The 22874-nt window shown below is 68.5% G+C and carries 25 protein-coding genes, 1 tRNA gene and 2 pseudogenes; 18 read left to right on the top strand and 10 right to left on the bottom strand.

Annotated elements, in window-relative coordinates:
* Positions 1-374 precede the first annotated feature (374 nt).
* The 4 genes and pseudogenes from LXM90_RS16100 to LXM90_RS16085 all read right to left on the bottom strand — a co-directional run bounded on the left by LXM90_RS16100 (position 375) and on the right by LXM90_RS16085 (position 2751).
* Positions 375-1314, bottom strand: a pseudogene (locus LXM90_RS16100) (IS630 family transposase).
* Between the two features lie 88 nt (positions 1315-1402).
* A pseudogene (locus LXM90_RS16095) lies at positions 1403-1846 on the bottom strand (transposase); the annotation flags it as partial.
* Positions 1847-1849: 3 nt separating this feature from the next.
* A complete protein-coding gene (locus LXM90_RS16090) occupies positions 1850-2185 on the bottom strand; it encodes a hypothetical protein (protein ID WP_020096501.1) in 336 nt (111 codons plus the stop codon).
* A gap of 29 nt (positions 2186-2214) precedes the next feature.
* Complete coding sequence (locus LXM90_RS16085) at positions 2215-2751, bottom strand: hypothetical protein (protein WP_234080783.1); 537 nt, start codon at positions 2749-2751, stop codon at positions 2215-2217.
* Between the two features lie 686 nt (positions 2752-3437).
* Between LXM90_RS16085 and LXM90_RS16080 the strand changes: the two genes are divergently transcribed.
* From LXM90_RS16080 to LXM90_RS16055, 6 genes are all read left to right on the top strand, one after another.
* Complete coding sequence (locus tag LXM90_RS16080; RefSeq protein ID WP_081636610.1) at positions 3438-4292, top strand: hypothetical protein; 855 nt, start codon at positions 3438-3440, stop codon at positions 4290-4292.
* A gap of 117 nt (positions 4293-4409) precedes the next feature.
* Positions 4410-4730, top strand: coding sequence for a curli-like amyloid fiber formation chaperone CsgH (gene csgH, locus LXM90_RS16075; protein WP_139257071.1), 321 nt, complete (start codon positions 4410-4412; stop codon positions 4728-4730).
* Positions 4731-5009: 279 nt separating this feature from the next.
* A complete protein-coding gene (locus LXM90_RS16070) occupies positions 5010-5543 on the top strand; it encodes a hypothetical protein (protein ID WP_020096497.1) in 534 nt (177 codons plus the stop codon).
* 4 nt (positions 5544-5547) lie between these two features.
* Positions 5548-6042, top strand: a complete 495-nt coding sequence (locus tag LXM90_RS16065; protein ID WP_020096496.1) for a curli assembly protein CsgF — start codon at positions 5548-5550, stop codon at positions 6040-6042.
* Between the two features lie 122 nt (positions 6043-6164).
* The gene (locus LXM90_RS16060) at positions 6165-7067 is read left to right on the top strand and encodes a CsgG/HfaB family protein (protein WP_026605477.1); all 903 of its coding nucleotides are present in this window, start codon (positions 6165-6167) and stop codon (positions 7065-7067) included.
* A gap of 6 nt (positions 7068-7073) precedes the next feature.
* Positions 7074-8069, top strand: coding sequence for a lytic transglycosylase domain-containing protein (locus LXM90_RS16055; RefSeq protein WP_020096494.1), 996 nt, complete (start codon positions 7074-7076; stop codon positions 8067-8069).
* Here LXM90_RS16055 and LXM90_RS16050 read toward each other — a convergent pair.
* Positions 8063-8419 (bottom strand): hypothetical protein, encoded by a 357-nt coding sequence (locus tag LXM90_RS16050; RefSeq protein ID WP_043713697.1) that lies wholly within the window; start codon positions 8417-8419, stop codon positions 8063-8065. The genes LXM90_RS16055 and LXM90_RS16050 overlap by 7 nt on opposite strands.
* Positions 8420-8976: 557 nt before the next feature.
* Positions 8977-9123, bottom strand: coding sequence for a hypothetical protein (locus LXM90_RS16045; RefSeq protein WP_234080782.1), 147 nt, complete (start codon positions 9121-9123; stop codon positions 8977-8979).
* Positions 9124-9555: 432 nt separating this feature from the next.
* On the opposite strand from LXM90_RS16045, the gene LXM90_RS16040 reads away from it, so the two are divergent.
* The 10 genes from LXM90_RS16040 to LXM90_RS15995 all read left to right on the top strand — a co-directional run bounded on the left by LXM90_RS16040 (position 9556) and on the right by LXM90_RS15995 (position 18421).
* Entirely contained in the window at positions 9556-10578 is a 1023-nt protein-coding gene (locus tag LXM90_RS16040) for an IS110 family transposase (protein WP_020096599.1), read from the top strand.
* A 684-nt stretch (positions 10579-11262) separates the two neighbouring features.
* A complete protein-coding gene (locus LXM90_RS16035) occupies positions 11263-11724 on the top strand; it encodes a (2Fe-2S)-binding protein (protein WP_020095607.1) in 462 nt (153 codons plus the stop codon).
* Positions 11725-11738: 14 nt separating this feature from the next.
* A complete protein-coding gene (locus LXM90_RS16030) occupies positions 11739-13934 on the top strand; it encodes a xanthine dehydrogenase family protein molybdopterin-binding subunit (protein ID WP_020095606.1) in 2196 nt (731 codons plus the stop codon).
* Positions 13935-13939: 5 nt separating this feature from the next.
* Complete coding sequence (locus LXM90_RS16025) at positions 13940-14224, top strand: c-type cytochrome (protein WP_020095605.1); 285 nt, start codon at positions 13940-13942, stop codon at positions 14222-14224.
* Positions 14224-15483 (top strand): NAD(P)/FAD-dependent oxidoreductase, encoded by a 1260-nt coding sequence (locus tag LXM90_RS16020; protein WP_234080781.1) that lies wholly within the window; start codon positions 14224-14226, stop codon positions 15481-15483. The genes LXM90_RS16025 and LXM90_RS16020 overlap by 1 nt, the downstream gene beginning before the upstream one ends.
* Positions 15484-15503: 20 nt before the next feature.
* Positions 15504-15950: a sulfur oxidation c-type cytochrome SoxX gene (soxX, locus tag LXM90_RS16015; protein ID WP_234083010.1), complete on the top strand. Its 447-nt coding sequence runs from the start codon at positions 15504-15506 to the stop codon at positions 15948-15950.
* Positions 15951-15979: 29 nt separating this feature from the next.
* A complete protein-coding gene (locus tag LXM90_RS16010) occupies positions 15980-16432 on the top strand; it encodes a SoxY-related AACIE arm protein (protein ID WP_020095602.1) in 453 nt (150 codons plus the stop codon).
* A gap of 5 nt (positions 16433-16437) precedes the next feature.
* Complete coding sequence (locus tag LXM90_RS16005) at positions 16438-16758, top strand: thiosulfate oxidation carrier complex protein SoxZ (protein ID WP_020095601.1); 321 nt, start codon at positions 16438-16440, stop codon at positions 16756-16758.
* 9 nt (positions 16759-16767) lie between these two features.
* The gene (soxA, locus tag LXM90_RS16000) at positions 16768-17559 is read left to right on the top strand and encodes a sulfur oxidation c-type cytochrome SoxA (protein WP_020095600.1); all 792 of its coding nucleotides are present in this window, start codon (positions 16768-16770) and stop codon (positions 17557-17559) included.
* A 175-nt stretch (positions 17560-17734) separates the two neighbouring features.
* A complete protein-coding gene (locus LXM90_RS15995; protein WP_020095599.1) occupies positions 17735-18421 on the top strand; it encodes a zinc metallopeptidase in 687 nt (228 codons plus the stop codon).
* 257 nt (positions 18422-18678) lie between these two features.
* Here the strand turns inward: LXM90_RS15995 and LXM90_RS15990 are convergent, their stop codons facing one another.
* Together LXM90_RS15990 and LXM90_RS15985 are read right to left on the bottom strand one after the other, a co-directional pair.
* Positions 18679-19167, bottom strand: a complete 489-nt coding sequence (locus LXM90_RS15990; RefSeq protein WP_020095598.1) for a DUF302 domain-containing protein — start codon at positions 19165-19167, stop codon at positions 18679-18681.
* Between the two features lie 82 nt (positions 19168-19249).
* The gene (locus LXM90_RS15985; RefSeq protein ID WP_020095597.1) at positions 19250-19690 is read right to left on the bottom strand and encodes a hypothetical protein; all 441 of its coding nucleotides are present in this window, start codon (positions 19688-19690) and stop codon (positions 19250-19252) included.
* Between the two features lie 243 nt (positions 19691-19933).
* On the opposite strand from LXM90_RS15985, the gene LXM90_RS15980 reads away from it, so the two are divergent.
* Positions 19934-20878 (top strand): LysR family transcriptional regulator, encoded by a 945-nt coding sequence (locus tag LXM90_RS15980; protein ID WP_020095595.1) that lies wholly within the window; start codon positions 19934-19936, stop codon positions 20876-20878.
* A 9-nt stretch (positions 20879-20887) separates the two neighbouring features.
* On the opposite strand, the gene LXM90_RS15975 is transcribed toward LXM90_RS15980, so the two are convergent.
* Positions 20888-21049 (bottom strand): hypothetical protein, encoded by a 162-nt coding sequence (locus tag LXM90_RS15975; protein WP_020095594.1) that lies wholly within the window; start codon positions 21047-21049, stop codon positions 20888-20890.
* A gap of 331 nt (positions 21050-21380) precedes the next feature.
* Between LXM90_RS15975 and LXM90_RS15970 the strand changes: the two genes are divergently transcribed.
* Complete coding sequence (locus LXM90_RS15970) at positions 21381-22487, top strand: ring-opening amidohydrolase (protein WP_026605312.1); 1107 nt, start codon at positions 21381-21383, stop codon at positions 22485-22487.
* A gap of 276 nt (positions 22488-22763) precedes the next feature.
* On the opposite strand, the gene LXM90_RS15965 is transcribed toward LXM90_RS15970, so the two are convergent.
* Positions 22764-22839 (bottom strand) — tRNA-Glu (locus LXM90_RS15965).
* Positions 22840-22874 lie beyond the last annotated feature (35 nt).

The raw sequence follows: 22874 nt of genomic DNA, 5'->3' as shown, positions 1-22874 counted from the left end.
CCGGCAGGTGGCATCCACATCGACGTATCAGGAAAGAGCTTTCGGCGATCAGGTTGACTGGCTTGGATCGCCAGGAGCCCGTCCGATTTCCCAGCGAATGAGTTCAGAAGCGGCCGTTCCGCTTACGGCCAAGTCCAGCCCCACTGGTCTGTACCTCGGATGACCAGGGTGGGTGGTTTCCTGTCCTTCCGCTTTCGGGTGCAGAGAATAAAAGAGCGGACGTACGGGGTCGAGCAAAAGCTGGCCGTAAACAGGTCGTCCGCTTCGAGGCTTGGGAAAAGTGAGAGCGGACATTCGGCTCCATTTAGGAGAAGCAAGGCAAATGACCCAAATATTTTGATGATAAGGCCTAGTATCATCTAGAGCGTTTCGATTTAATCTGAATTATATCCCATAGCAGCGAAGAAATTGGCGCATTCATCGGGCGTGATGGTGTCGATGAGCCAGCCGATGGCGACCCATAGTCCTTCGACCGTGCGCTCAGCCGCCTTGCGCAGGAACGCCTTGAGCTTGGAGAAGGCCATCTCGATCGGGTTGAAGTCCGGCAGTAGGGCGGCAGGAACAGCAGCCGTACGCCCGCCGCTTCGATCGCTTCGCGGCCGGCCGGCCTCTTGTGGCTGCCGAGGTTGTCCATGACGACGACGTCTCCGAGGGCGAGTTCGGGCACGAGCACACGCGCGACGTAAGTCTGGAAGGCGTCGCGGTTGATCGGTCCGTCCAGCACGAACGGCGCGGCGATCCCGGACAGGCGCAGGCCCGCGACGAAGGTCGTGGTCTTCCAATGGTCGTGCGGCACCGGAGAGCGCAGCCGCTCGCCGCGCGGGCAGCGTCCGCGGGTTCCCGCCATGTTGGTTGAGGTCGAGGTCTCGTCGAGGAACACGACGCGGGTGGGGTCGAGGTCGGGCTGGCCCTCGAACCCACGCCTCGCGGGCCGCCTTCACGTCCAGGCTGTCCTGCCCCGCGGCGTGGGCTGTCATTTTTGTAGGTCAAGCCGCGCGCATCGAGGAAGGCCCACAGAGTGCCGAGCCCGACCGTGAGGTCGCGCTCGTCCTTCAGGCGAGCGCGCATCTCCTCCAGGGTGATGTCGGTCCTCTCGGGGATCAGACCTCGCAGGTAGGCCTCGTGCGGGTCGAGCTTGGAGCGGCGCGCCCGCCCCGGGGACGGGGAGCCACCGTCCCGGTCGTCGTCAGTGCAGCCATCCAGCGGATCGCCGTGGCCACGCCGACCCCGAAGCGCGGCCGCCTGTCGACGCTACGTCGTCCCGGCCGCGTCGACGATGCGTTCGCCGAGGTCCTGGCTGGAGGGTCGGCCCATGTCTCGCTCCTTGTCTGGAGCTCGTCATGAATCAGCGTCACACCGCCGCGTGAACCCCACACACCCGATGCAGCTCAGACCGAAAACGCTCTAGCTCCGCCTCCTCGGCTTCAGTGTTGCGCTGCTTGGAAGCGGCCACCACCGTGGCGTCGACAATCTGCCCGCCCAACGCCAGGACACCGGCTTGCCGCAGGGCCGTATCGTAGACCGCGAACAGCACCTCGATCGCAGGCCGACCCGCGATCTCGGCCCGGGTAAGCGCCTCCCGGAAGGTCCAGATCGTGTTGGCGTCCGGCACCGGATCGGACAGCCCAGGCCCTAGGAAGCGCATGAACGAGAACCGACCCTTGATCAGGATCTTGGGTCACGCTCGTCCGACAGCGAGTGGCTGGCCTGAAAGACCAGCACCTTGAACATGAACACGAGGTCGAACGGTGGGCGACCGCCCTTCGACTCGTCCGAGCGCGGCACGGCACGGGCGAGGTCGTCCCGGAACAGCTCGCAAGACGATGTGGCTCAACCGCTCCAGCGCGCCTCACTCGAGCTCGATGACGTTCCGGGAGGACGGCTGGGCACTGCGCAGGGATGGCCCGCGGTTGCTGAGGAAATCGCCCGGCGGCGCGGTCGCGGGCTTCGCGGCGGGCGCGCCGCGCACGGACTGCGCCGGCTGTTCGGGGCGGTCGATCAAGGCCGGGTTCGCGACCGGCTGCAGCGGCGTGACGACGCGCCCCTCCGCCTGATCGAGGCAGCGCCGCAGGGCGCCGGGATCGGGTAACAGCGTGCAGTCGTTCACCGAGAGCGGGCTTGGCTGGGCGGGGGCCGCCGTCGCGCCCGCCGCGAGGAGCGCGAGCGCGCCGAAGGCGGTTCGCACCGCGCGTCCCCGCGTTAGCGGCCCGGGGCTCATGGCTGCGCCTGCCGGATCCGCGGATTGACCTGTCGGACCTCGATCTCGCTTGGCTCCGACGGCAGCAGCTTGCGCGGGGCGGCTGTCCCGGTGCGGGCGGCCTGCTGCTGCGCCTGGGGCGACACCGGCTGCGGCGCCAGCGCGCTGGCCCGGCCCTGCTGCGCCGGCTGCGCGGGCGCGTCCGCCTTGTCGAGCCGGCCGAGCCGCACCCGCACGTACTCGACCGACCGCTTGGCCGCGTCGAACCCGCACTCGTAGGTCACCCGCACCCACTCCTTGGCGGGACTGAGGAAGCGGATCGAGTCGCCGCGGTAGCGGACCACGGTGGCGCCGCCCTCGGGCGCCTCAGCCTGCTGGAAGATCTTGGCGAAGGGCCGGGAGACCCACTCGAAATCCGTCGGCGCCTGCGCCTCGATCCGCGGCGCGCAGATCTGCGAGGCGAGCTCGTTGTTGGCGCGCACGCAGGTGGCGTCGCAGCCCGGAGCGGCGGGGGCGGGCTGCCCCGTCCCGGGATTGGCAGTGTTGGCCTGCATCGGTGCGGGCTGTGCGGGCGCCGGTTGCGGCGGCCCGGGTGGCGCCGCGGATTGTGCGCCCGCCGACAGGATCCCGGCCGACCATACGGTCGCGGCGGCGAGCAGGATCTGCACGCGCGATGGGCCGCGCTGCCTCATCATAGCCTCCCAATCAACACACGGCGCGGACGGTTTCCGCCTCGCGAGGACATCGACCGCTCCGTCGACCAGGTGAACCCTCCGGCTCACGCAAGGGCGACGGCCGTTCGGTAGCGGCAGGGCTCACCCCCGAGGAATCGCGCCGCATACGACCATTCAGAACGGTCTTGCTTGTTCAATAGAATACCACTTTTGGCGATGACTGATGTGTCCAATTTAACACGCATATAGCGGCCCGGTCCTTCGGCGGCGAAAACTGCCTAATCCGGTTCTGGACACCGACTCCTGAGATCGTTAACGCGCCGTCTTAAATCATTGAGAGATTTCAGTTTTCTCCGCGTCGTTTAACAGACGACATCGCGACTTTGTCGTCCGAGATCTGATGAGAAATTCCGACAATTGTATTTTTTGTCTCAGCCGGCGCTTGACACTCGTCTTCGGCTTATGGATACGCTTAACAAGCCGTTAAAGCGCCGCGACGACAGAGCGACTGCGATGGCATAGATTGTGTTCAGAAGAGCACATAAAATACAAGAGGGAGTGTATCTATGTTGAAATCAGTTGTTCTGGCTTCCGTGGCTGTCGCCAGCCTGACCGCCTTCGCGACCGGTGCCTCGGCGCAGTCGAGCACCTCGCCGATTCTCGGCAACGGCACGACGGCGAACGAGTCTTTCGTGCTCCAGCGGGGCAACAACAACAATGCGACCGTTAACCAGACGGGCACGAATGTTAAGGCCGGATCTCTCACAAATCAGGTCGATTTGACGGCCTCCAAAATTACTGAAGGCGACGCAAATTATCAATTTCAATATGCCAGCACTGTTCTCCAGAACGGATCCGGCAACGGCCTTACCATCACACAGGCCGGAACGAACAACCAAGTCGTAACCACGAATGGCAACCTCGATCGGTACGATTTCTCATTCAATCCGAACAATGGCTCGTTCAGCGCCGGAGATGGAAATTCCGCGTCGGTGACCCAGAACGGCACGAATGGCCAGGCACAGTTCCAGCAGCGGGGCAATAGAAACCAAGCCACCATCACCGTGGACAGCAACGTCCAGAATACGTACGCCGGCATTTTCCAGGACGGAAATGACAACAAGGCGGGCATCTATCAGCACGATGGAAGCAAGGATGCCTACGCGGTCGTTCGCCAGGTCGGCAGCGGTAACGAAGGCTATATCGATCAGTACGGACAGACGAATTATGCTGCCCTTCTTCAGGTGGGCAACGGCAACTACGCGACTATCGGCCAGGCCGGAACGGCCGGTGTGGGCGCGTTTGGCTACCAGAACGGCAACGGCAACACTGGCGCAATCACCCAGTACGGCAGCTATTATTCCAACGCTGGCTTTGCTCAGATCGGCAACGGCAACACGGCGCGCATTACGCAACGGTAAGACTCAGGTCTCAAACCTGCTCTCGGCCTGAGAGCCATGGGAGGGGCGCTCTTACCAGGAGCGCCCCTCCCCCTGCTCGATACCGACACAAATCCAGCCGCGGCTGTGATGCCGATCATGCCCAGCTTCACCGTCGATCCCCCCGTTATCTGCCGCGTTGTCGAGAATCGCTCCGCCGACGTGGCTCGCCTGGGCCTCCGCATCGAAACGCCGCGCCGGACCGCAGGTCGATACAACCTAATCGTGCGCAAGATCGACCCAGCCGGCACCGCCACCATGCAGCAGGGCGGCGGCTTTGACCTCGCCGATGGCGACACCCGCGAGGTCGGAAAGCTGACCATCAGCGTCCGGCCGGACGGCCAGTTGAGTGTCGAGGCCTCCGTACACGTGGACGGCCGCAGAATCGATTGCGCCTACGACAGCACGCAGGATCTGTAACACGCCGTTCGAGCCCTGAAGAGCGGTCGGTCGGGCTACGTCACTTCCTGATGGGACGAGCGACCGCGGCTCCATTGACATCGCCTCATACGGAAGACAGCCGCATGGAGTCTCCATCCTCGAGCGGTGTGTCTAATTCACCACATATCAGTAGTAGTCACGTGTGGATAAGCCTTGTTACTGTACATCTGTGCGGGACATTGATTTAAGGTCGCCCAAAAGGGGCTAGGGAGGCAGATAATGCGCCGTACGCGTCGCAGCCGCGCTGCAGGTCGAGCGTTGTTCGTTGCCGTCCCGCTCGCCGTCGCGAGTGCGGCCGGCTCAGCTGCGGCGCAGGAGCGCGTCGCGATCGAGCAGATCCAGGCGGCCGCTCAGCGCCCCGCTGGCCCTCCCGGGCGGGCGATCCAGGAGAGCGACTACATCCTCGGCAATCAGTCTGGCATCCTGCTGCTTAACCCGAGCGGCCCGCCCCAGTCGGCGCAGGCCAACCAGGCCCGCGCCCTGCAGATCGGTTCGGGCAATACGGGCACGATCGACATGTCGGGCTACGCGAACGTGGCGGTCCAGAACGTGATCGGCTCGCGCAACACGGTGACACAGCAGCAGGCCGGATCCTACAACCAGTCGGCCGTATCGGTCTTCGGCCAGTCCAACACGATCGGGACCCAGCAAGACGGCAGCGGCGCGGCGGCGACCATCACGGTCCGCGGCGACAACAACGCCATCTCGGCGCAGCAGCAGGGGACCAACCCCACGCCGATCAGCATCACGCGGGTCGGCAACGGCCCCAGCGTCTCGGTCACCCAGAGGTAGTCCCATGCGCCAGTCCGGTCTCCTCGGGCCGCTCGTCTGCGGCTGCGCTCTCCTCGCCGTCGTGGGCGCCCAGGCGGGCAGCCTTGTCTACCAGCCGGTCAACCCGTCCTTCGGAGGAAGTCCGCTGAACGGCTCCTGGCTGCAGGCCCAGGCTGCGGCCCAGAACGACGCGCAGCGGTCGGCCCAGCGCGACCAGCAGCTGTTCTCGGCCAATCAGAGCGCCGCCAACACCAAGACTCCGGGCCAGATCTTCGCCCAGCAATTGCAGACGCAGATCTACAGCTCGCTGGCCAACCAGATCACCCAGGCGCTCTTCGGCGAGAACGCCCAGCAGAGCGGTAGCTACAGCTTCGGCGGATCGCAGGTGACCTTCCAGCGCCTGGGCGGCAATATCCAGCTCCAGATCTTCGACGGCCAGTCGACCACCACCATCGTCGTCCCTGCGACCGCGGCCGTGGGCGGCTCGAGTGGCGCGACACCGCTCTTGGGCGCGCCCTGAGCGCGGCGCGCAGCGATGATTGTCGAGCATCGAAGGCGGAGCCGGCTCCGGCCTCTCGTCGCCCGCCCCGGCGGGCGCGCGGGAGGCCGGAGCGCCGAAGCGGAACGGAGACGGGGTGGCCCGTGCGTAGCATTCTGAAGAGCTTGGCCGCCGCCGCGCTGCTCTGCGCGGGCTTGGCCGCCTGCGCCCCGTGGGAGCGCGAGCTGCTCGCGCAGGCGCCCGTGGTCACGCCGCCTTCCCCCACCGATCTCAATCTCGAGACGCTGCCGCCGCCGACCCGCAAGATCGACATCGCGATCTACAATTTCCCGGACCTGACCGGCCAGAATAAGCCGAACGACAACATCGCCGAGTATTCCCGCGCCGTCACCCAGGGCGGCGGCGCCTTCGTGGTCGACGCGCTGCGGCGCGCCGGGCGGGGCCAATGGTTCTCGGTGGTCGAGCGCACCGGCCTCGCCAACCTGCTGCAGGAGCGGCAGCTGATCCGGGCGACCCGCCAGGAATTCGAGGGCACGGACGCGAAGCCGCTGCCGCCGATCCGCTTCGCGGGCCTGATCGTCGAGGGCGGCATCATCGGCTACGACGCCAACACGGTCACGGGCGGCGCCGGCGCCAACCTCCTGGGTATCGGCGGCGACACCAAGTACCGGCGCGACGAGGTGACGGTGGCGATGCGCATCGTCTCCGTGCAGAGCGGCGAGGTGCTCAACAGCGTCACGGTGACGAAGACGATCTACTCGGTCGCCCTCAACGCCAACGCCTACCGCTACGTCGCGGTGGCCAAGCTGCTCCAGGTCGAGGCGGGCGTGACCCGGAACGAGCCGACCCAGATGGCAGTGCGCGAGGCGATCGACCTCGCCGTCTACGCGACGATCATTGAGGGCAGCCGCAAGAAGCTGTGGCGCTTCCGCGACCCGGTGCTCGGCACCCGTCTCGTCGGCGAGTATCTCGCTCGCGATCGGCCGACGCCCCTTGAGGTTCCGGGACCGACGGTGGCGGCGGGCCCGCTGGTGGTGAAGTCCTGATCGGCCATGAGCCTGCCCGTCGCACCGACGCACATGTTCGGCCGCCGCCGGAGGGGCGTGCGAGGCACGCTGGCCCTCTGCCTCGTCGTGTCCGGCGCCCTGACGCCGGTGATCGCCTCGCGAGCCTCCAGCACGGCCCGGAGCCCGGCGGTCCCGGAGGTCGCCGCCCTCACGCCCTTCGCGCCGATCGCGGCGCCGCCGCCGCTCGGACTGCCGGACGGGCACGCGGACGGACCGGCGTCACCGATCATCGCGCCGGTGAACGCCGACCTGATGATTCTGGGCCGCGGCGCGTTCCGGCCGATCGAGGCGACCGCCCTGCTGTTCCCGCAGGCCGGGGACGGGATGCACGCCCTGATCATCGCCGCGGCCGCCGCCAACGGCCTGCCCGGCGACTTCTTCCTGCGCCTGCTGCGCCAGGAGAGCGGCCTCAATCCCAACGCCGTGAGCCCAGTGGGGGCGCTCGGCATCGCCCAGTTCATGCCGGGAACCGCCGCGGAGCGCGGCCTGCGCAACCCGTTCGATCCGCTGGAGGCAATCCCGAAATCAGCCGAGCTGCTGCGGGAACACAGGGTGCGCTTCGGCAATCTCGGATTGGCCGCGGCGGCCTACAATGCCGGGCCGCAGCGGGTGCGCAGTTGGCTCGAGGGTCGCTCGGGCATGCCCACCGAGACGCGCGACTACGTGGTCCGGATCACCGGCCGCACCGTCGAGGAATGGGCGGCGGAGAGCGGCCGGTCCTTCCTGAGCGCCCCGTCGCTCTTCTCGAACCCTCGCGGTTTCGGCCCGGTCGCGGGCTGGGCCGCCGATCCCACGGCGCGCCCTTCGCCCGTGTTCGAGGCGCGACCGGTCACGCGCAGCATGGCGGCTGCGAGCGACCGGTCAGCCAAGCGGGGGGCTAGGCGCCTGTCGGCTCAGTCGCAGCAACCGCGATCCGAGCAGGCCCTCTGTGCGGTCCTGAACGGGCAGGGACGCACCTGTCTGGTCCAGGCGGTCTACTGAGGCGGCGCCAGCTGCTCGACCTGGACGGCCTGGGCCGGTGTGGCCGGCCGGCGACTCTGCCGAAGCTTGCGCCGCTTCCCGCGCCGGGACACGCCGGTCGCCGGGATCGGGCCCGCCGCGTCGAGCAGGGATTGGTCGATCACGGGCGACTGCTGGAAGGCCGCCGGCCGCGGGCCGGGCGCGAGGCGCTGGCCTTCGTAGAGCTCGATGCAATCGCGGAGCGCCGTCGGGTCGCGGATGAAGGTACAGTCGTTGACGTTCGGGACGGGGGCACCTTGTGCCAGGACGCCCGTGGCGCACCAGAAGGATGCGACGCCGAGCACGACCACCCTCAATCTCGATCCCGGCATGACGAACCTCGCGGGCGTGCAGGCGAGGCGCCACACCGGCCCGAACCCACATTCATTGACACCTAACAGAACAATGGCTCGATCAACCAGTTCCGAACTGCTGCTTTCCGCCATAGAACCGCGCATCAGATCAAATTTCGAGGTTTCTGCCGACGATCTGCGCCCGGCCGATGCCGTCTCATCCTGCTCGGTGCATCGCCGGCATATGTGCAGAGCGCCCTCGATCGCGCTGCCCTGAGCGCGAGTTCGGAATGGGCTGACAGCCGGAGGGTGAACGACTGGTGCGCCCCGCTGATGACGGAGCCCTCGGCCGTTACGCCGGCGCAGATAGAACGGAACCGATGTTGACCCGAGCGGTTAAGCGCGGCGACCGTACGGACCCAAGGAGAAGGATCTGTTCGTCCGGAACAGCTCGGAGTGACGAGGAATGGCGCGCCATTCCTACCGATTATCTCGGATTATTTTAGACCTTTGTAGATCAACGGCTTGGCCCATCATCCCGGATAGTCTTACACTACTATCACCGACGATCCGTCAGCTTCCGTTCGGAGTTCCTGTTACCCTTTGCGTGACAGCCGTTCGGCCACACGCTCAAGCTCCTCGTGCAAATCCTCGGTCCACAGATGACCACATCGCGCCGTCATCTGATGCTTGGCATGGCCTAGGATCCGGCTGAGGCCGTAGAGATCCCCACCGTCCTGCACGAACCAACTGGCGAAGCTGTGCCGCAGGTCATGGAAGCGGAAGTACTCGATCCCACCCGGCAGCAGGCTCCTCCGAACGCCTTCTTCAGGTCATCCACCCGCGATCCATCCGACTTGCAGAACAGGTAGGTGGAACGGGGGCGGCCACGTCCACGCTGATGCCCTGCGGAGACGTGCACGACGGCACCAGAGCGAAGCGGTGAGAGGTTGCCCGCTCTCGGCTCACCGGATGGTAAACTGTTGTGTCTGATCGGGGTAGATAGAAGGCCGTCCGCCTTTTCTGGCGTTCCTTCCCGGAAGCGGACCGGCGGCTTTCGGCCAGATTTCGCCTCAACCGATAACTGTCACTCGCAAAACCGTAGGGGTGGACGCCCCCTGACGGCATCGATGTGCCAGAGTGGAGGTGTTGCAACACCACTGCAGGAGGCGTCCATGGGTGAGGTTAGCACAGTCGGGATCGATCTGGCGAAATCAGTTTTCCAGGTTCACGGCGCGGATACGAGCGGTGTCGTCGTTTTCCGCAAGAAGCTGCGGCGTGATCAGGTGCTGACGTTCTTCTCGACACTTCCGCGTTGCGTGGTTGCTATGGAAGCATGCGCCAGCGCTCATTACTGGGCCCGTGAGATAGCTTTGGCAGGCCACGAAACGCGGCTCATCCCGCCAGCCTACGTGAAGCCGTTCGTGAAGCGGCAGAAGAACGACATGGCCGATGCTGAGGCGATCTGCGAGGCGGCGCAGCGGCCGACAATGCGGTTCGTTCAGGGAAAGAGCGCGCAGGCCCAGGCCTCCGCAGTGGTGTTCCGTACGCGCGACCTGCTCGTGCGTCAGCGGACCCAATTGATCAATGCACTGCGCGGGCACCTCACGGAGTTCGGGTACGTCGTTCGCCAAGGTGTCGGGCACGTAGGCCAGCTCGTGGCGATCGTCCGCGACCCCACATCTGACGTGCCGGCCGAGGCAAGGCCGGCCTTGGCCATCATTGCGGGCAGCCTGGAGGCGCTCCAGGCGCAGATCGCACTTCTCGACCGCGAGATCGCCCAACGCGCGAAGGACGATGCCGTGGCCAAGCGGCTGATGACGATACCGGGTGTCGGCCCGGTGATCGCGACCGCACTCGTGGCTCTGGCACCGGCCGCCAGTACCTTCCGCCGCGGGCGCGACTTTGCGGCTTGGCTCGGTCTCGTCCCGCGGCAACACTCCAGCGGCGGCAAGGAGCGGCTGGGGCGAACGACCAAGATGGGCGAGCGCAGCCTGCGACGGTTGCTGATCCTGGGCGCGAGTTCTGCGACCAAGGTCGCGGCGCGTGATCCCGATAAAGCTGGGGCATGGTTGGCCGGCATGCTGTCGCGCAAGCCGCGCATGCTGATCACCGTCGCCCTTGCGAACAAGATGGCGAGGATCGTCTGGGCCTTGATGGCCCATGGCGGCTCCTACAGAGCTCCGGCCACGGCGTGATCGCCACGGCCTGAGGCGTCAGGGAGGCAGGGAAGGTCAGTCGAGAGGTATGGCGCAACGGTCAGAAGACGGGGTCGGGAAAACCAGTGAATGGCCAAGCGCCTCGAGCGCGCCAAAGCGACTTGGACCCGATCCGCGCTCTCCATACAGGCCAGCAGCCGTGATGAAGGCTGCATCAACAGGCCGGACACACGGCAGCACCTGATCCTGCGCGCACAAATCTCTCCAACACCCCCTTGAATCCGATGGGGCGTCCACACACGGGCATTCGGCTTCGCGCTCGTCACGGCCATTCGGCGATCAGCGCCGGTATCCCGGAAGCGGACATCGTCTCGCGGTGGATGATGGTCTTCAGATGTACGCGAAGCATCGTTGAAGGTGTCGAGCAGAGGCGTGTGGCTGGGAGGATGCGCGTCGATCCGCTCGGAGAGCAGCGTCAGGCCAGCGGGCACAGCATGGTGCTCGGTTCCGATCCAGCTGACGGCGGCCGGGATCTGCGGGAAGTCGGTTCGATGGCAGGAGAGGTCACGCCTTGGGCCTCAAGAGCCTTGGCGCCTTCGGGTCGCAGACGTCGACCTGTCCGAGCGCCGGATGGCTGCTGCCGACGGTCGCTCACGCCCTCCCTTGAGGCCTCCCCCGCTTTGAGGATACTGGATACATAATCTCGTTCGGGAGAGGGGTCAGATGGCACGACTGAACGTCAACGGCGTCGTGCGTGAGGTCGATGCCGAGGCCGACACCCCGCTCCTCTGGGTCATCCGCGAGCAGATCGGTTTGACCGGCACCAAGTACGGTTGCGGCATCGCCCAATGCGGCGCCTGCACCGTGCATATCGACGGGGCGGCCGTCCGCTCCTGCTCCGTGCCGCTCTCGGCGATCGAGGCGGGGCAGAAGATCGTCACGATCGAGGGGCTAGCGCCGGATGCCCGCCATCCGGTCCAGCAAGCCTGGGCCGAGCTCGACGTGCCGCAATGCGGCTTCTGCCAGCCCGGGATGATCATGGCTTCGGCGGCGCTGCTGGCGCAGAACGCGCGTCCGAGCGAGGAGCAGATCCGCCAGGAGATCACCAACATCTGCCGCTGCGGCACCTACAACCGTGTGCTCGCCGGCATCAAGATCGCCGCCGAGCGCGGCCAGTCCGGCTGACGGGGGACGAGCAGATGAGCCTCGAATCCAAGGCCTCCCCGAAGGCTGCCCGCCCCAGCCGCCGCACGCTGCTCGCCGGCGCTGGTCTCTTCACCCTCGGCTTCCACATCCCGTTCCCCGCACGGGCTGCAACCCTCGACGCGGCGCCCACCGCGCCGGAGGTCAATGCCTGGGTCGTGGTGAAGCCGGACGAGACCGTGGTCATTCGCATCGCCCGTTCGGAGATGGGCCAGGGCACGCTCACCGGCCTCGCGCAACTCGTCGCCGAGGAGCTCGACTGCGACTGGGCCAGGGTCACCACCGAGTATCCGAGCCCGGGCCAGAACCTCGCCCGCAAGCGCGTCTGGGGTGATTACTCGACTGGCGGCAGCCGCGGCGTGCGCGATTCTCACGAGTACGTGCGAAGAGGCGGCGCCGCCGCCCGCACGATGCTCGTTGCCGCCGCCGCGAAGGGCTGGGGCGTACCCGCCGCCGAGTGCCGTGTCGAGCGGGGCGTGATCACCCACGGCTCCTCCGGCCGCAGCATCACTTACGGCGCCGTCGCCGCGGAGGCGGCCAGGATCGAGCCGCCGAAGGACGTGGTGCTCAAGGATCCGAAGGACTGGACCATCGCCGGCAAGCCGCTGAAGCGGCTCGACACCCTGCCCAAGCTCGACGGCAGCCAGGTCTACGGGATCGATCTCAAGCTGCCCGGCCTGCTCAACGCCGCGATCCGCGACTGTCCGGTGACCGGCGGCAGCGTGAGGAGCTTCGACGCCGCGGCTGTGTCGGGCATGCCCGGTGTCCGAAGAGTGCTCCAGGTCGGCGACAGCGCGGTCGCGGTGGTGGCCGACACGTTCTGGCGCGCCAAGACCGCCCTCGACGCCCTGCCGGTCGCCTGGGACGAGGGACCGAACGCGATGGTTTCCAGCGAGACCATCGCGGCGACCCTGCGCGAGGGACTCGACGCCGAGCAGGCCTTCGTCGGCAACAAGGCCGGCGATGTGGCCGGCGCCCTCAAGGGCGCCGCCAAGGTGGTGGAGGCCGTCTACGGCGTACCGTTCCAGAATCACGCCACGATGGAGCCGATGAATGCCACCGCGCTCTGGACGCCGGAGCGCTGCGAGGTCTGGACGCCGACGCAGAACGGCGAGGCGGCTCTGGCCGCGACCGCCGACGCCGCCGGGCTGCCGGCCACGTCGTGCGAGGTCTACAAGATCCATCTCGGCGGCGGCTTCGGCCGGCGCGGCGCCACGCACGACTGGGTGCGTCAGGCGGTGCTCATCGCTAGGGAGATGCCGGGCACGCCGGTCAAGCTGATCTGGACCCGCGAGGAGGACATGACGCATGGCCGGTACCACCCGGTCACGCAGTGCCGGATGCGCGCCGCCCTCGACGGGGACGGCAACCTGACCGGCCTGCACATGCGCATCTCCGGCCAGTCGATCCTGGCCTCGGTCGCCCCCCAGCGCATGGTCGAGGGCCGCGACCCGGTCACCTTCCAGGGTCTCAACCCCGGAGGTCCGGAGGCCGCGATCGGCTACACGATCCCCAACATCCTGGTCGACCACGCGATGCGCAACCCGCACATCCTGCCGGGCTTCTGGCGGGGCGTGAACCTGAACCCGAACGCCATCTATCTCGAATGCTTCATGGACGAGCTGGCCCACGCCGCCGGCCAGGACCCGCTCGCCTTCCGGCTGAAGCTGATGGACAACCACCCGAAGCACCGGGCCGTGCTGCAGGCGGTGGCCGAGCGGATCGGATGGGCCAGCAAGCCGCCCGAGGGGGTCTACCGCGGCATCTGCCAGACGATGGGGTTCGGGAGCTACGTCGCGGGCGCGGCCGAGGTCTCGGTCTCCGACCGGGGCGAGCTGAAGATCCACCGTATCGTGGCGGCGACCGACCCCGGCCACGCGGTCAACCCGCAGCAGATCGACGCGCAGGTGGCGGGCTCCTTCGTCTACGGTCTCTCGGCCGCGCTGTACGGCGCCTGCACGGTGAAGGACGGGCGCATCGAGCAGACGAACTTCGACAGCTATCCCGTGATGCGGATGGACGCGATGCCGGCGGTCGAGGCCATCCTGATGCCGTCCGGCGGTTTCTGGGGCGGTGTCGGCGAGCCGACGATCGCGGTCGCCGCGCCGGCCGTGCTCAACGCGATCTTCGCTGCGACCGGCAAGCGCGTCCGCCAGCTTCCGCTGAAGGACACGGATCTCCGCCGGGCATGAGGGCGATGACGCCGGCGCTCGCGCTGCTCGCCGCCCTCGCCGGGGGAACGGGCGCGGGCGCCGCCGAGATGCGGCCGCCGCCCGGCGCCTCGTCCTGCACCGGATGCCACGCCGAGGGCTCCGCGATGGGCGTGCTCGCGGGGCGGCCGGAAGCCGAGATCGTCGGCGCCCTCGAGGCCTTCCGGACCGGCGCGCGCCCGGCGACGCTCATGAACCGCATCGCCAAGGGGTTCGGCGCGCAGGAGAGCCAGGCCATCGCCGCCTGGTTCGCGGCGCAGGGATCGCGGTGATGCGCGCTCCTTCTCCGACCCGCCGCGCCCTGATCGGCGGAGCCGCGGCCGCCGCGCTGGCGCGCCCGGCCCTCGGTGGCACAGCGCCGCGCGTCGTGGTCGTGGGCGCCGGGTTCGGGGGTGCCACGGCGGCGCGCTGCCTCGCCGCGGGCGGCGTCGACGTGACCCTGGTCGAGGCGGCCGAGCGCTATGTCGCCTGCACGGGCAGCAACGCGGTCGTCGTTGGCCTGCGCGGGATCGAGGCCCAGACCTTCAGCTACGAGGCCCTCGGCCGGGCTCGGCTCCGCTTCGTGCGCGGAACGGCGGATGCGGTCGACCCTGTGGCGCGCCGGGTGACGCTCGGCGACGGCACAGTCCTGCCCTACGACCGCCTGGTGCTCTCGCCGGGCATCGCGCTGCGCTTCGACGCCGTGCCGGGCTACGACGCGAAGGCCGCCGAGGCGATGCCGCATGCCTGGAAGGCCGGGGCGCAGACGGTGCTCCTCGCCCGCCAGCTCGAGGCCATGCCGGAGGGCGGCACGGTGGTCCTCTCGGCACCCGCCAACCCGTATCGCTGCCCGCCCGGCCCCTACGAGCGCGCGAGCCTGATCGCGCATTTCCTGAAGACCCGGAAGCCGAAGGCGAAGCTCGTCCTGCTCGACGCCAAGGACACGTTCTCGAAGCAGAAACTGTTCGAGGCGGCCTGGGCGAAGCTGTACCCGGACGTGCTCGAATACGTGCCGCTCGCCTCGGGCGGTGCGGTCACGGAAGTCGACGCCGCCGCGATGGTCGTTCGCACGGACTTCGCCGAGTACAAGGCCGATGTGGCGTGCATCATCCCGCCCCAGCGCGCCGGCCCCATCGCGGCGCAGGCCGGCTGCGCCGACCGCAGCGGCTGGTGCCCGATCGATCCGGTGACCTTCGAATCGCGCCTCGTGCCGGGCATCCATGTCATCGGCGACGCGGCGATCGCAGGGGCGATGCCGAAATCCGCCTTCTCGGCGAACGCGCAGGCCAAAGTCTGCGCGCAGGCGGTGATCGACCTGATGGCCGGACGGGAGCCCGAGAGCCCGAGGCTCATCAACACCTGCTGGAGCCTCGTCGCACCGGGCAACGGCATCTCGATCGCGGGCGTCTTCCGCCCGACCGACGGACTCCTGGCGGACGTTCCGGGAGCCGGCGGTATCAGCCCCCTCGACGCGCCCGACGCGGTGCGCGCGCAGGAGGCGGCCTACGGCGAGAGCTGGTACCGGACGATCACCCGGGACGTGTTCGGATGAGGGAAGGCCGCGTGGCCGCCATGCTCGTGCTGGCAGTCGCCGCCCCGCCGGCGCAGGCCGGGGAGGGCCTGGTCCCCACCGCGATCGTCGGCGACGCCATCCCCGAGAGCCTGACCGGCGCGCCGGGCGATGCCGCGCGCGGCCGGGCCATCGTCGTGGACCGGACCCGCGGGCTCTGCCTTCTCTGCCATACCGGGCCCTTCCCGGAGGAGCGGTTCCAGGGCAACCTCGCCCCGGATCTCGCGGGCGTCGGCGGGCGGCTGGGCTCGGGTCAGCTGCGCCTGCGGCTGGTGGACGGACGGGTCTTGAACCCGGAGACGATCATGCCACCGTACTATAGCCTGACCGGGCTCACCCGCGTGGGGCGGCCGTGGCAGGGGCGGCCGATCCTGAGCGCGGCCGAGATCGAGGATGTCGTCGCCTTCCTGGCGACGCTGCGCGAGGCGGGTCCCGAGGAAGGTCGATGAGCAGGCACAGGAGTCGGAGCGCGCGTTCGATGGACCGGCGCGGTGTGCTCGCCGGGGCTGTCGGCACCGCGCTCGCCGTCGCGCTGCGCCCCGCCGCCGCGGCGACGCTCCCGCGCACGGAAACGACGGAATCCGCCATCCGACGCTTCGCGGGTGACAACCCGATCCGACCGGGCCGGGTGACCCTCGACCTGCCGCCGCTCGTGGAGAACGGCAACACGGTGCCGCTCACCGTCGCCGTCGAGAGCGCGATGACGCCCGAGGAGCACGTGCGCCGGATCGGGGTGTTCAACGAGAGGAACCCGCAGCCGAACGTCGTGACGGTCCACCTGCGGCCGGGCGCCGGCCGCGCGCAGGTCTCGACACGCATCCGGCTCGCCGACACGCAGCGCATCACCGCCATCGCCGAGATGAGCGACGGGACCTACTGGTCGGCGAGCGCCGATGCCATCGTGACCCTCGCCGCCTGCCTGGAGGGCTGACCCCGATGGCCCGCACGCTGATCAACCTGCCGAAGACCGCCGAGCCCGGCGACACGATCACGATCAGGACCCTGATCTCGCACCCGATGGAGACGGGCTTCCGCCCCGGTGCCGACGGCCGGATCCTGCCGCGCAACATCGTGACGGACTTCGTCTGCCGCTTCGAGGACGAGGAGATCTTCCGGGCCGAGCTGTTTCCCGCTTCGGCGGCCAACCCCTACCTGACCTTCACCTGGGTCGCGACGCGCAGCGGCCGCTTCAGCTTCACGTGGCGCGGCGATGGCGGCTTCGATCAGACCGAATCCGCGGCGATCACCGTGGCCTGAGTCTCCGCCGTGCCGCGCCGCTCGAGCTCCCCGCTGCAGACGGCGCTCGTGGCGCTGCTCCTCTCCAGCCCTCTCGCGCGGTCGGAGCCAGTCCCGCCGGCCGAGCGACGCTCGGGCTTCGACCAGATGAGCCCCGAGATCCAGGCGATGCAGCGGGACGACGGGGCCAATCCCGGCATGCTCGCGGTCGCGGACGGGGAGGACCTCTGGGCGAAGGCGCCCATCTCCGGGGGACTCGCCTGCGCCGGCTGCCACGGCGAGGCCTCGTCCACGATGCGGGGCGTCGCGGCACGCTATCCCGCTTGGGACGCGCGGACGGGCAGGCCCATCGACCTCCAGTCTCGCGTCAACGCGTGCCGCCGCGAGCATCAGGGCTCCGAGGCCCTCGCCTACGAGAGTCCCGACCTGCTGGCGCTCACGGCCTTCGTCGCCGTGCAGTCCCGCGGGCTGCCGATCGCTCCGCCGGACGATCCCCGGCTCGAGCCCGCGCGGGCGGCGGGTCGCGCGCTGTTCGAGACGCGCCAGGGCCAGCTCGGCCTGTCCTGCGCCATCTGCCACGACGACCATCGGGGTCACCGCCTCGGCGCAGCGATGATCCCGCAGGGACACCCGACCGGCTACCCGCTCTACCGCCTCGAATGGCAAGGTCTCGGCTCGCTGCAACGGCGCCTGCGCAACTGCCTCACCGGCATGCGCGCCGAGCCCTTCGGGTACGGCGCGCCGGACTATGTTGCGCTCGAACTCTACCTCGCGACGCGCGCCGCGCCGCTGCCGCTGGAGACGCCGGCCGTGCGCCCCTGATCGAGCTCGGACTGGCCACCGTTCGACGCCGCGCGCACCTCGTCGACCGCCGCGGTGACCCGCCGGACGGCCGAAGCGCGAACGCCTCAGCCACCAGTCGATCCACGACTGTGGCTCCAGCGGTCGAGCCAGCGCCGCGCTTCCACGGATTCGGCCCCGCGCCTACATACCCGGTATGCCGATCCTCCTGGCGCTCGGCGCCGCCCTGCTGTTCGGTCTCGTGTTCGGCCCCCAGTGGTGGGTGCGCCGGGTGATGCGGCAACACGCCACCGAGCGGCCGGACCTGCCCGGGACCGGCGGCGAGCTTGCCCGCCATCTGCTCGACCTGGCACGGCTCGAGCATGTTCCCGTCGAGATCGCGCAGGCCGACCACTACGATCCGGTCGCGAACGTCGTGCGCCTGTCGCCGGAGAACCATGAGGGCCGCTCCATCACGGCGGTCGCGGTGGCGGCACATGAGGTCTCCCACGCGCTCCAGCACGCGGCGGGAGACCGGCTGCTCGCGGCGCGGGTGACCTTCGCGCCGGTCGTGCAGGGCTTCGAGCTTGCCGCAGGCTTGGTGATGATGACCGCGCCCATCATGCTCGCCGTCATCAAATCCCCCGCCCTGCTCACCCTGCAGGTCGGGTTCGGCATCGCGCTCCTCAGCGTTCGCCTCGTGTTTCACCTCTTGACGCTGCCCGTCGAGCTCGATGCGAGCTACCGGCGGGCTCTGCCCATCCTGGAAACGGGCCGCTTCCTCGACGCTGACGACATGCGTGGCGCCCGCACCGTTTTGCGCGCCGCAGCCCTCACCTACGTGGCCTCGTCCCTCGTGTCGCTCGTGAACATCGCCCGCTTCCGGCGACTCCTCCGGTTCTGAGACCTACCAAACGCGCGTCCGCTCCTGCTCTGCTCGGCCGTGAGCGGGTTGCCTTCGATCAGCCAGCCTCTGTCACCACCGAACGACCGCTCGAACGTCTCGGAGGGGTGGCTTTGAGACGGTCTGGTCGCGGCCGAAGCTGCCGTGAAGCCGAACAAGCGTCGGAACTGCGCGTGGAACAGAGCTGCCGCGTCACGGCGCGCCCCGCGGAACGGAGACACTCGGCCCCGATCCGCGGCGTTCTCGAGCGCCTCACCTCACGCGGCGGCCGCGGCGAGCGTGCTCCGAAGCAGTTCATCGAGTTCGCCAGCGACGCGGTCGACCTGCGGATTCTCGAACTGGCCGAAGGTGCTGACCGGGCGGTCGTACTCGAAGGCGACGCCACCCTCGGAATCCTCACGCAGAAGCACCCGGATCGGCGCGTACAAGGCGGCAGAAACGGCGTGCCGGGTCATCGACGCGGCCGTCAGCGGGTTGCCGATGTCGTACTGGACGGCCTTGCGGCTCAACCCGGCGGTGCGCAGCACGTCGCCATGGTCTCGGGAGCCGAAGATCGAGAGCGGCGCCTGCCGTTCGAGGAGGTCGCGCGCCTCGTCCACTCGTCCAGCCTTCAGGAGCGTGGCGTAATCGAGGTCGATGACGGGCACCGAAGCCTCCAAGGCGGATCGGACCGCCTCGAAAGTCTTGGCCGAGGAAAGGGTGACGTGCTCGACCGCGATTTCGGTCGACGCGAAGTGGTCGGACATGATCTGATCTCCTGACTTCATGCAGCGGGCGGCTCGCCGGGCGGGCCTCGACTGCTCGTCCTCGGCCTGTCCGAGTGCTCGCTCAGTTCATGGCCTCAAGCGACCCGAGCTTGACCGTGTTCGTGTTGGCCTCGACCGCAACAGGCGCGTCGGGCAGCCACCGGACGACGCCCGCGGTCGCGAAGCCCCCCTGCTTGAGGACCTGCGCGGCATGCGTCGCGACGTCTCGGCTCCGATAGGCCACGGTGATGGTGGCGGGCGCCTTGAAGGGCTCGACGGAGGCGATGGCCGGCCGAGCCTCCTGCCAGCGCGTGAGGGCCGGTACGAGGTGACCACCCTGCGCACGGACGTCGGCGGCGCTCAGCGCGAGACCCGGCGTATGGTGGGCCGCGCCGATGACGGCGGGGACGGAGAAGGCGCCGTGCGCGGCGGTGTCGAGGGTCACCTCCGACGCGGCGGCCGGCAGGAGGGACGCCACGGTCATCGTCAGGGCGGCGGTGAGGGTGATGGTACGATGGGTCATCTCTCGATCCTCTCGGTGTGACGGGGTGGCCCGTCTTTCGATGAGGAGGAGATGCTGCCGGGAGGCGTATTCATCAAACAGATGCGGTTGATACCCAGTATCTACGCCGTAAATGATGGTTCGGTTTTCGACGGCCGCGATGGCGCGGCCGATGCGGCTCGGAAGCCTGATGGTCTCGCTCGGTCGGATGCCGCATTGTCCGGTCGCCGAGACCCTGGTCGCGAGCCACCGGCGGACCTGACCATGACGATCAAGCACCGTGACCTCGCGGGCATCGACCTGAACTTGGTCGTGGCGCTGGACGCACTCCTGACCGAGAGCAGCGTCACGCGCGCTGCCGCGAAGGTCGGCATCACGCAATCCGCCATGAGCAGCAGCCTTGCCCGCCTGCGCAGGCTCCTCGGCGACGAGCTCCTGACGCGCACGCCGGACGGCATGCGCCCGACACCGCGGTCGCTCGCCCTCCTCGAGCCGGTCCGCGCCGCCCTGCGCCAATTCCAGGGCATCGTCCTCCGGGAGGACGACTTTGCCCCCTCGCAGGTCGAGCGGTCCTTCACGCTCGCCATCCCCGGCAGCGTCGAGGTCCGTCTCATCCCGCGCCTGCTCGCGTTCCTCGCCTGCGAGGCGCCCGGCATCCGCCTGCACCTGGTCGGCCTCGATTACGGGAGCGTGCTGGGGGACCTCGACGCCGACAGGATCGACATGGCCGTCGGCATGATCTCCGAGGGCCAGGTCCACCACAAGGTGCGGCCCCTCTATCGCTTCGGCTTCCTGAGCCTGTTCAATCCCCGGCTGCTCGGCGTGAGCGGTCCGCTCTCGCTCGACGACTTCGTCCGCTTCCCGCACATCCTGACGTACCTGACCGGCGTCGGCCCGGGGGTGGTGGACAAGGCGCTCGCGAAGGTGGGCCGGACGCGGAGGCTGGCGGCGACGACGCCGCGTTTCGCCACCGTGCCGTTTCACGTGCAGGCCGCGCCCTTGATCGCCACGATGGCCGACGAGCTGGCCACCACCTTCGCGACCCAACTCGGCCTGGCGACGAGCCCCGTCCCGGTGCCGACCGGGGAGATCGTCATCTCCATGCTGTGGCACGCCTCCTATGACCGCGATCCCGCCCATCGCTGGCTGCGGGAGGTCATGGTTCGCCTGGGACGGGAGGCCGGTAGCGCCCGCGAAGACGCGGTGTAGCTCGTAGCCTCACGCCTCTCGGTCCCTGAGCCACCTTTCCGTTTGGGTGCCCCTGGAGGCAGCAAAGGCATCGACGACCCGGACAGGGTTGTCCTCGGCGATCCGATCTTCGAGATAAGGCGGGAACAGCGTCGTCTGATCGCGCTCGGCGCCGACAACGAACCGTTCCATGCCGCCCCCCGGGCGTGCCGGACAGAGCTACCACCATCGAGGTTTCGACACAGCCAGGGTCGCGACCGGAACGGCGGCATGGAGTGGTCTAGCGACGATCTGCTTCTACCACAGATTGGGCCATCCTGCTGGTTCGGCGTCGGGAGCCGATCAACGCGTTGCTTCTCCCGCTCAGTAGAAGGCTCGGGGATTCTCCGAAGATGGTCCGGTCTGTGCTTGCCCGTGCTGGCCACCCGATCGTGCCGGTTTCTGTCGTCGCGGGACGCGGACAGACGACGGGATCGCCCGAATGGAAGGGCGGCGCCCCTTCTTGTTCCACCCCGGTCCCCCCATGCCCGAATGCCTCGTCTTCCGCGTGCCCGCGCAGCATCCCGCCGACGTCTCCGAGGTGATGGGCCTCGTCGCCTCCGGGGCGGTGGACGCGACCGAGATCGTCGCGATCTTCGGCAAGACCGAGGGCAACGGCTGCGTGAATGACTTCACCCGGCAGCTCGCGGTGATGGCCCTGGAGACGGCGCTCGCCACCGCCCTCGGCTGTACGGCGGCGGAGGTCGGAGCGCGGATCGCCCTCGTCATGTCCGGCGGCACCGAAGGCGGGCTGTCGCCGCACTTCCTCGTCCTCGCCCGGCGTGAAGGCCCCGCGGTGCCGGAGGGCAAGGCGCTCGCCATCGGCACGGCCTTCACCCAGGAGTTCCGCGCGGAGGAGATCGGCCGGATGGCGCAGGTCGAGGCGACTGCGGCGGCGGTCGGCCGGGCCATGGCAGAGGCGGGGCTCACCGATCCCGCGGACGTGCATTTCGTGCAGGTGAAGTGCCCGCTCCTGACGAGCGCTCGGATCGCCGAGGCGGCCGCCCGGGGCCACGGCGTCGCCACACACGACACCTACGCCTCGATGGGCTTATCCCGCGGCGCCTCGGCGCTCGGCATCGCGCTCGCCCTAGGAGAGGTCGACCGCGAACATCTCGCGGATTCCGCCATCGGCACCCGACGCGATCTCTTCTCCGGCCGCGCCAGTTGCTCGGCGGGGATCGAGCTGATGCGCAACGAGATCATCGTGCTCGGCAACGCCCAGGGCTGGACCGGCCCGCTCGCCATCGCCCACCGGGTCATGGACGACGGCATCGACCTGTCCGCGATTCGGCGGGTGCTCACCGACCTCGGCTTCCTGGAGGCGGGGCAGTTGCCGCCTCCTGAGGCGGAGCGCGTGATCGCCCTGCTCGCCAAAGCGGAGCCCTCCCATGACGGCCTGATCCGGGGACGGCGCCACATCATGAACGACGACAGCGACATCAACGCCACCCGGCACGCCCGCGCCCTGGTCGGCGGCGTGGCCGCCGCGGCGATCGGCCGGACGGACCTCTTCGTCTCCGGCGGCGCTGAGCATCAGGGGCCGGATGGCGGCGGCCCGGTAGCGGTCATCGCCCGCGTGAGGGACTGAAGCCGGGAGCGGGGAAGCAGAAGTGCGCCCGCATTGCCGAGAGTCAGGGACAAAGCCGTTCGACCGGTGCCCTGCACCGGCCCTCTGCAACCGCCCGTTGGTGAAAATCAGGCTGCGAGAGTGGGCGCAAGGCCGCAACAGCGAAATCGGCCTGCGCATTCAAGGGCGATGAGGAACAGGCCAAGCCACGGGGACACGGCAGGAGCCATTTCGCCGCGAATTTTTCCCAAGAGAAGCTAGGCAGGCCGCCAGATGCAGCCAAGCGCTTGATTTTGTTGGCGCGCCCTACGGGAATCGAACCCGTGTTTTCGCCGTGAAAGGGCGACGTCCTGGACCGCTAGACGAAGGGCGCTCTGGCTGGGCCGGGGTTCTATAGTCGGACCGGAG

The sequence above is a fragment of the Methylobacterium oryzae genome, from assembly GCF_021398735.1.
Classification (GTDB): Bacteria; Pseudomonadota; Alphaproteobacteria; order Rhizobiales; family Beijerinckiaceae; genus Methylobacterium.
The sequence above is the reverse complement of the archived record's forward strand: the minus strand, read 5'-3'. Positions and strand labels throughout refer to the sequence as shown.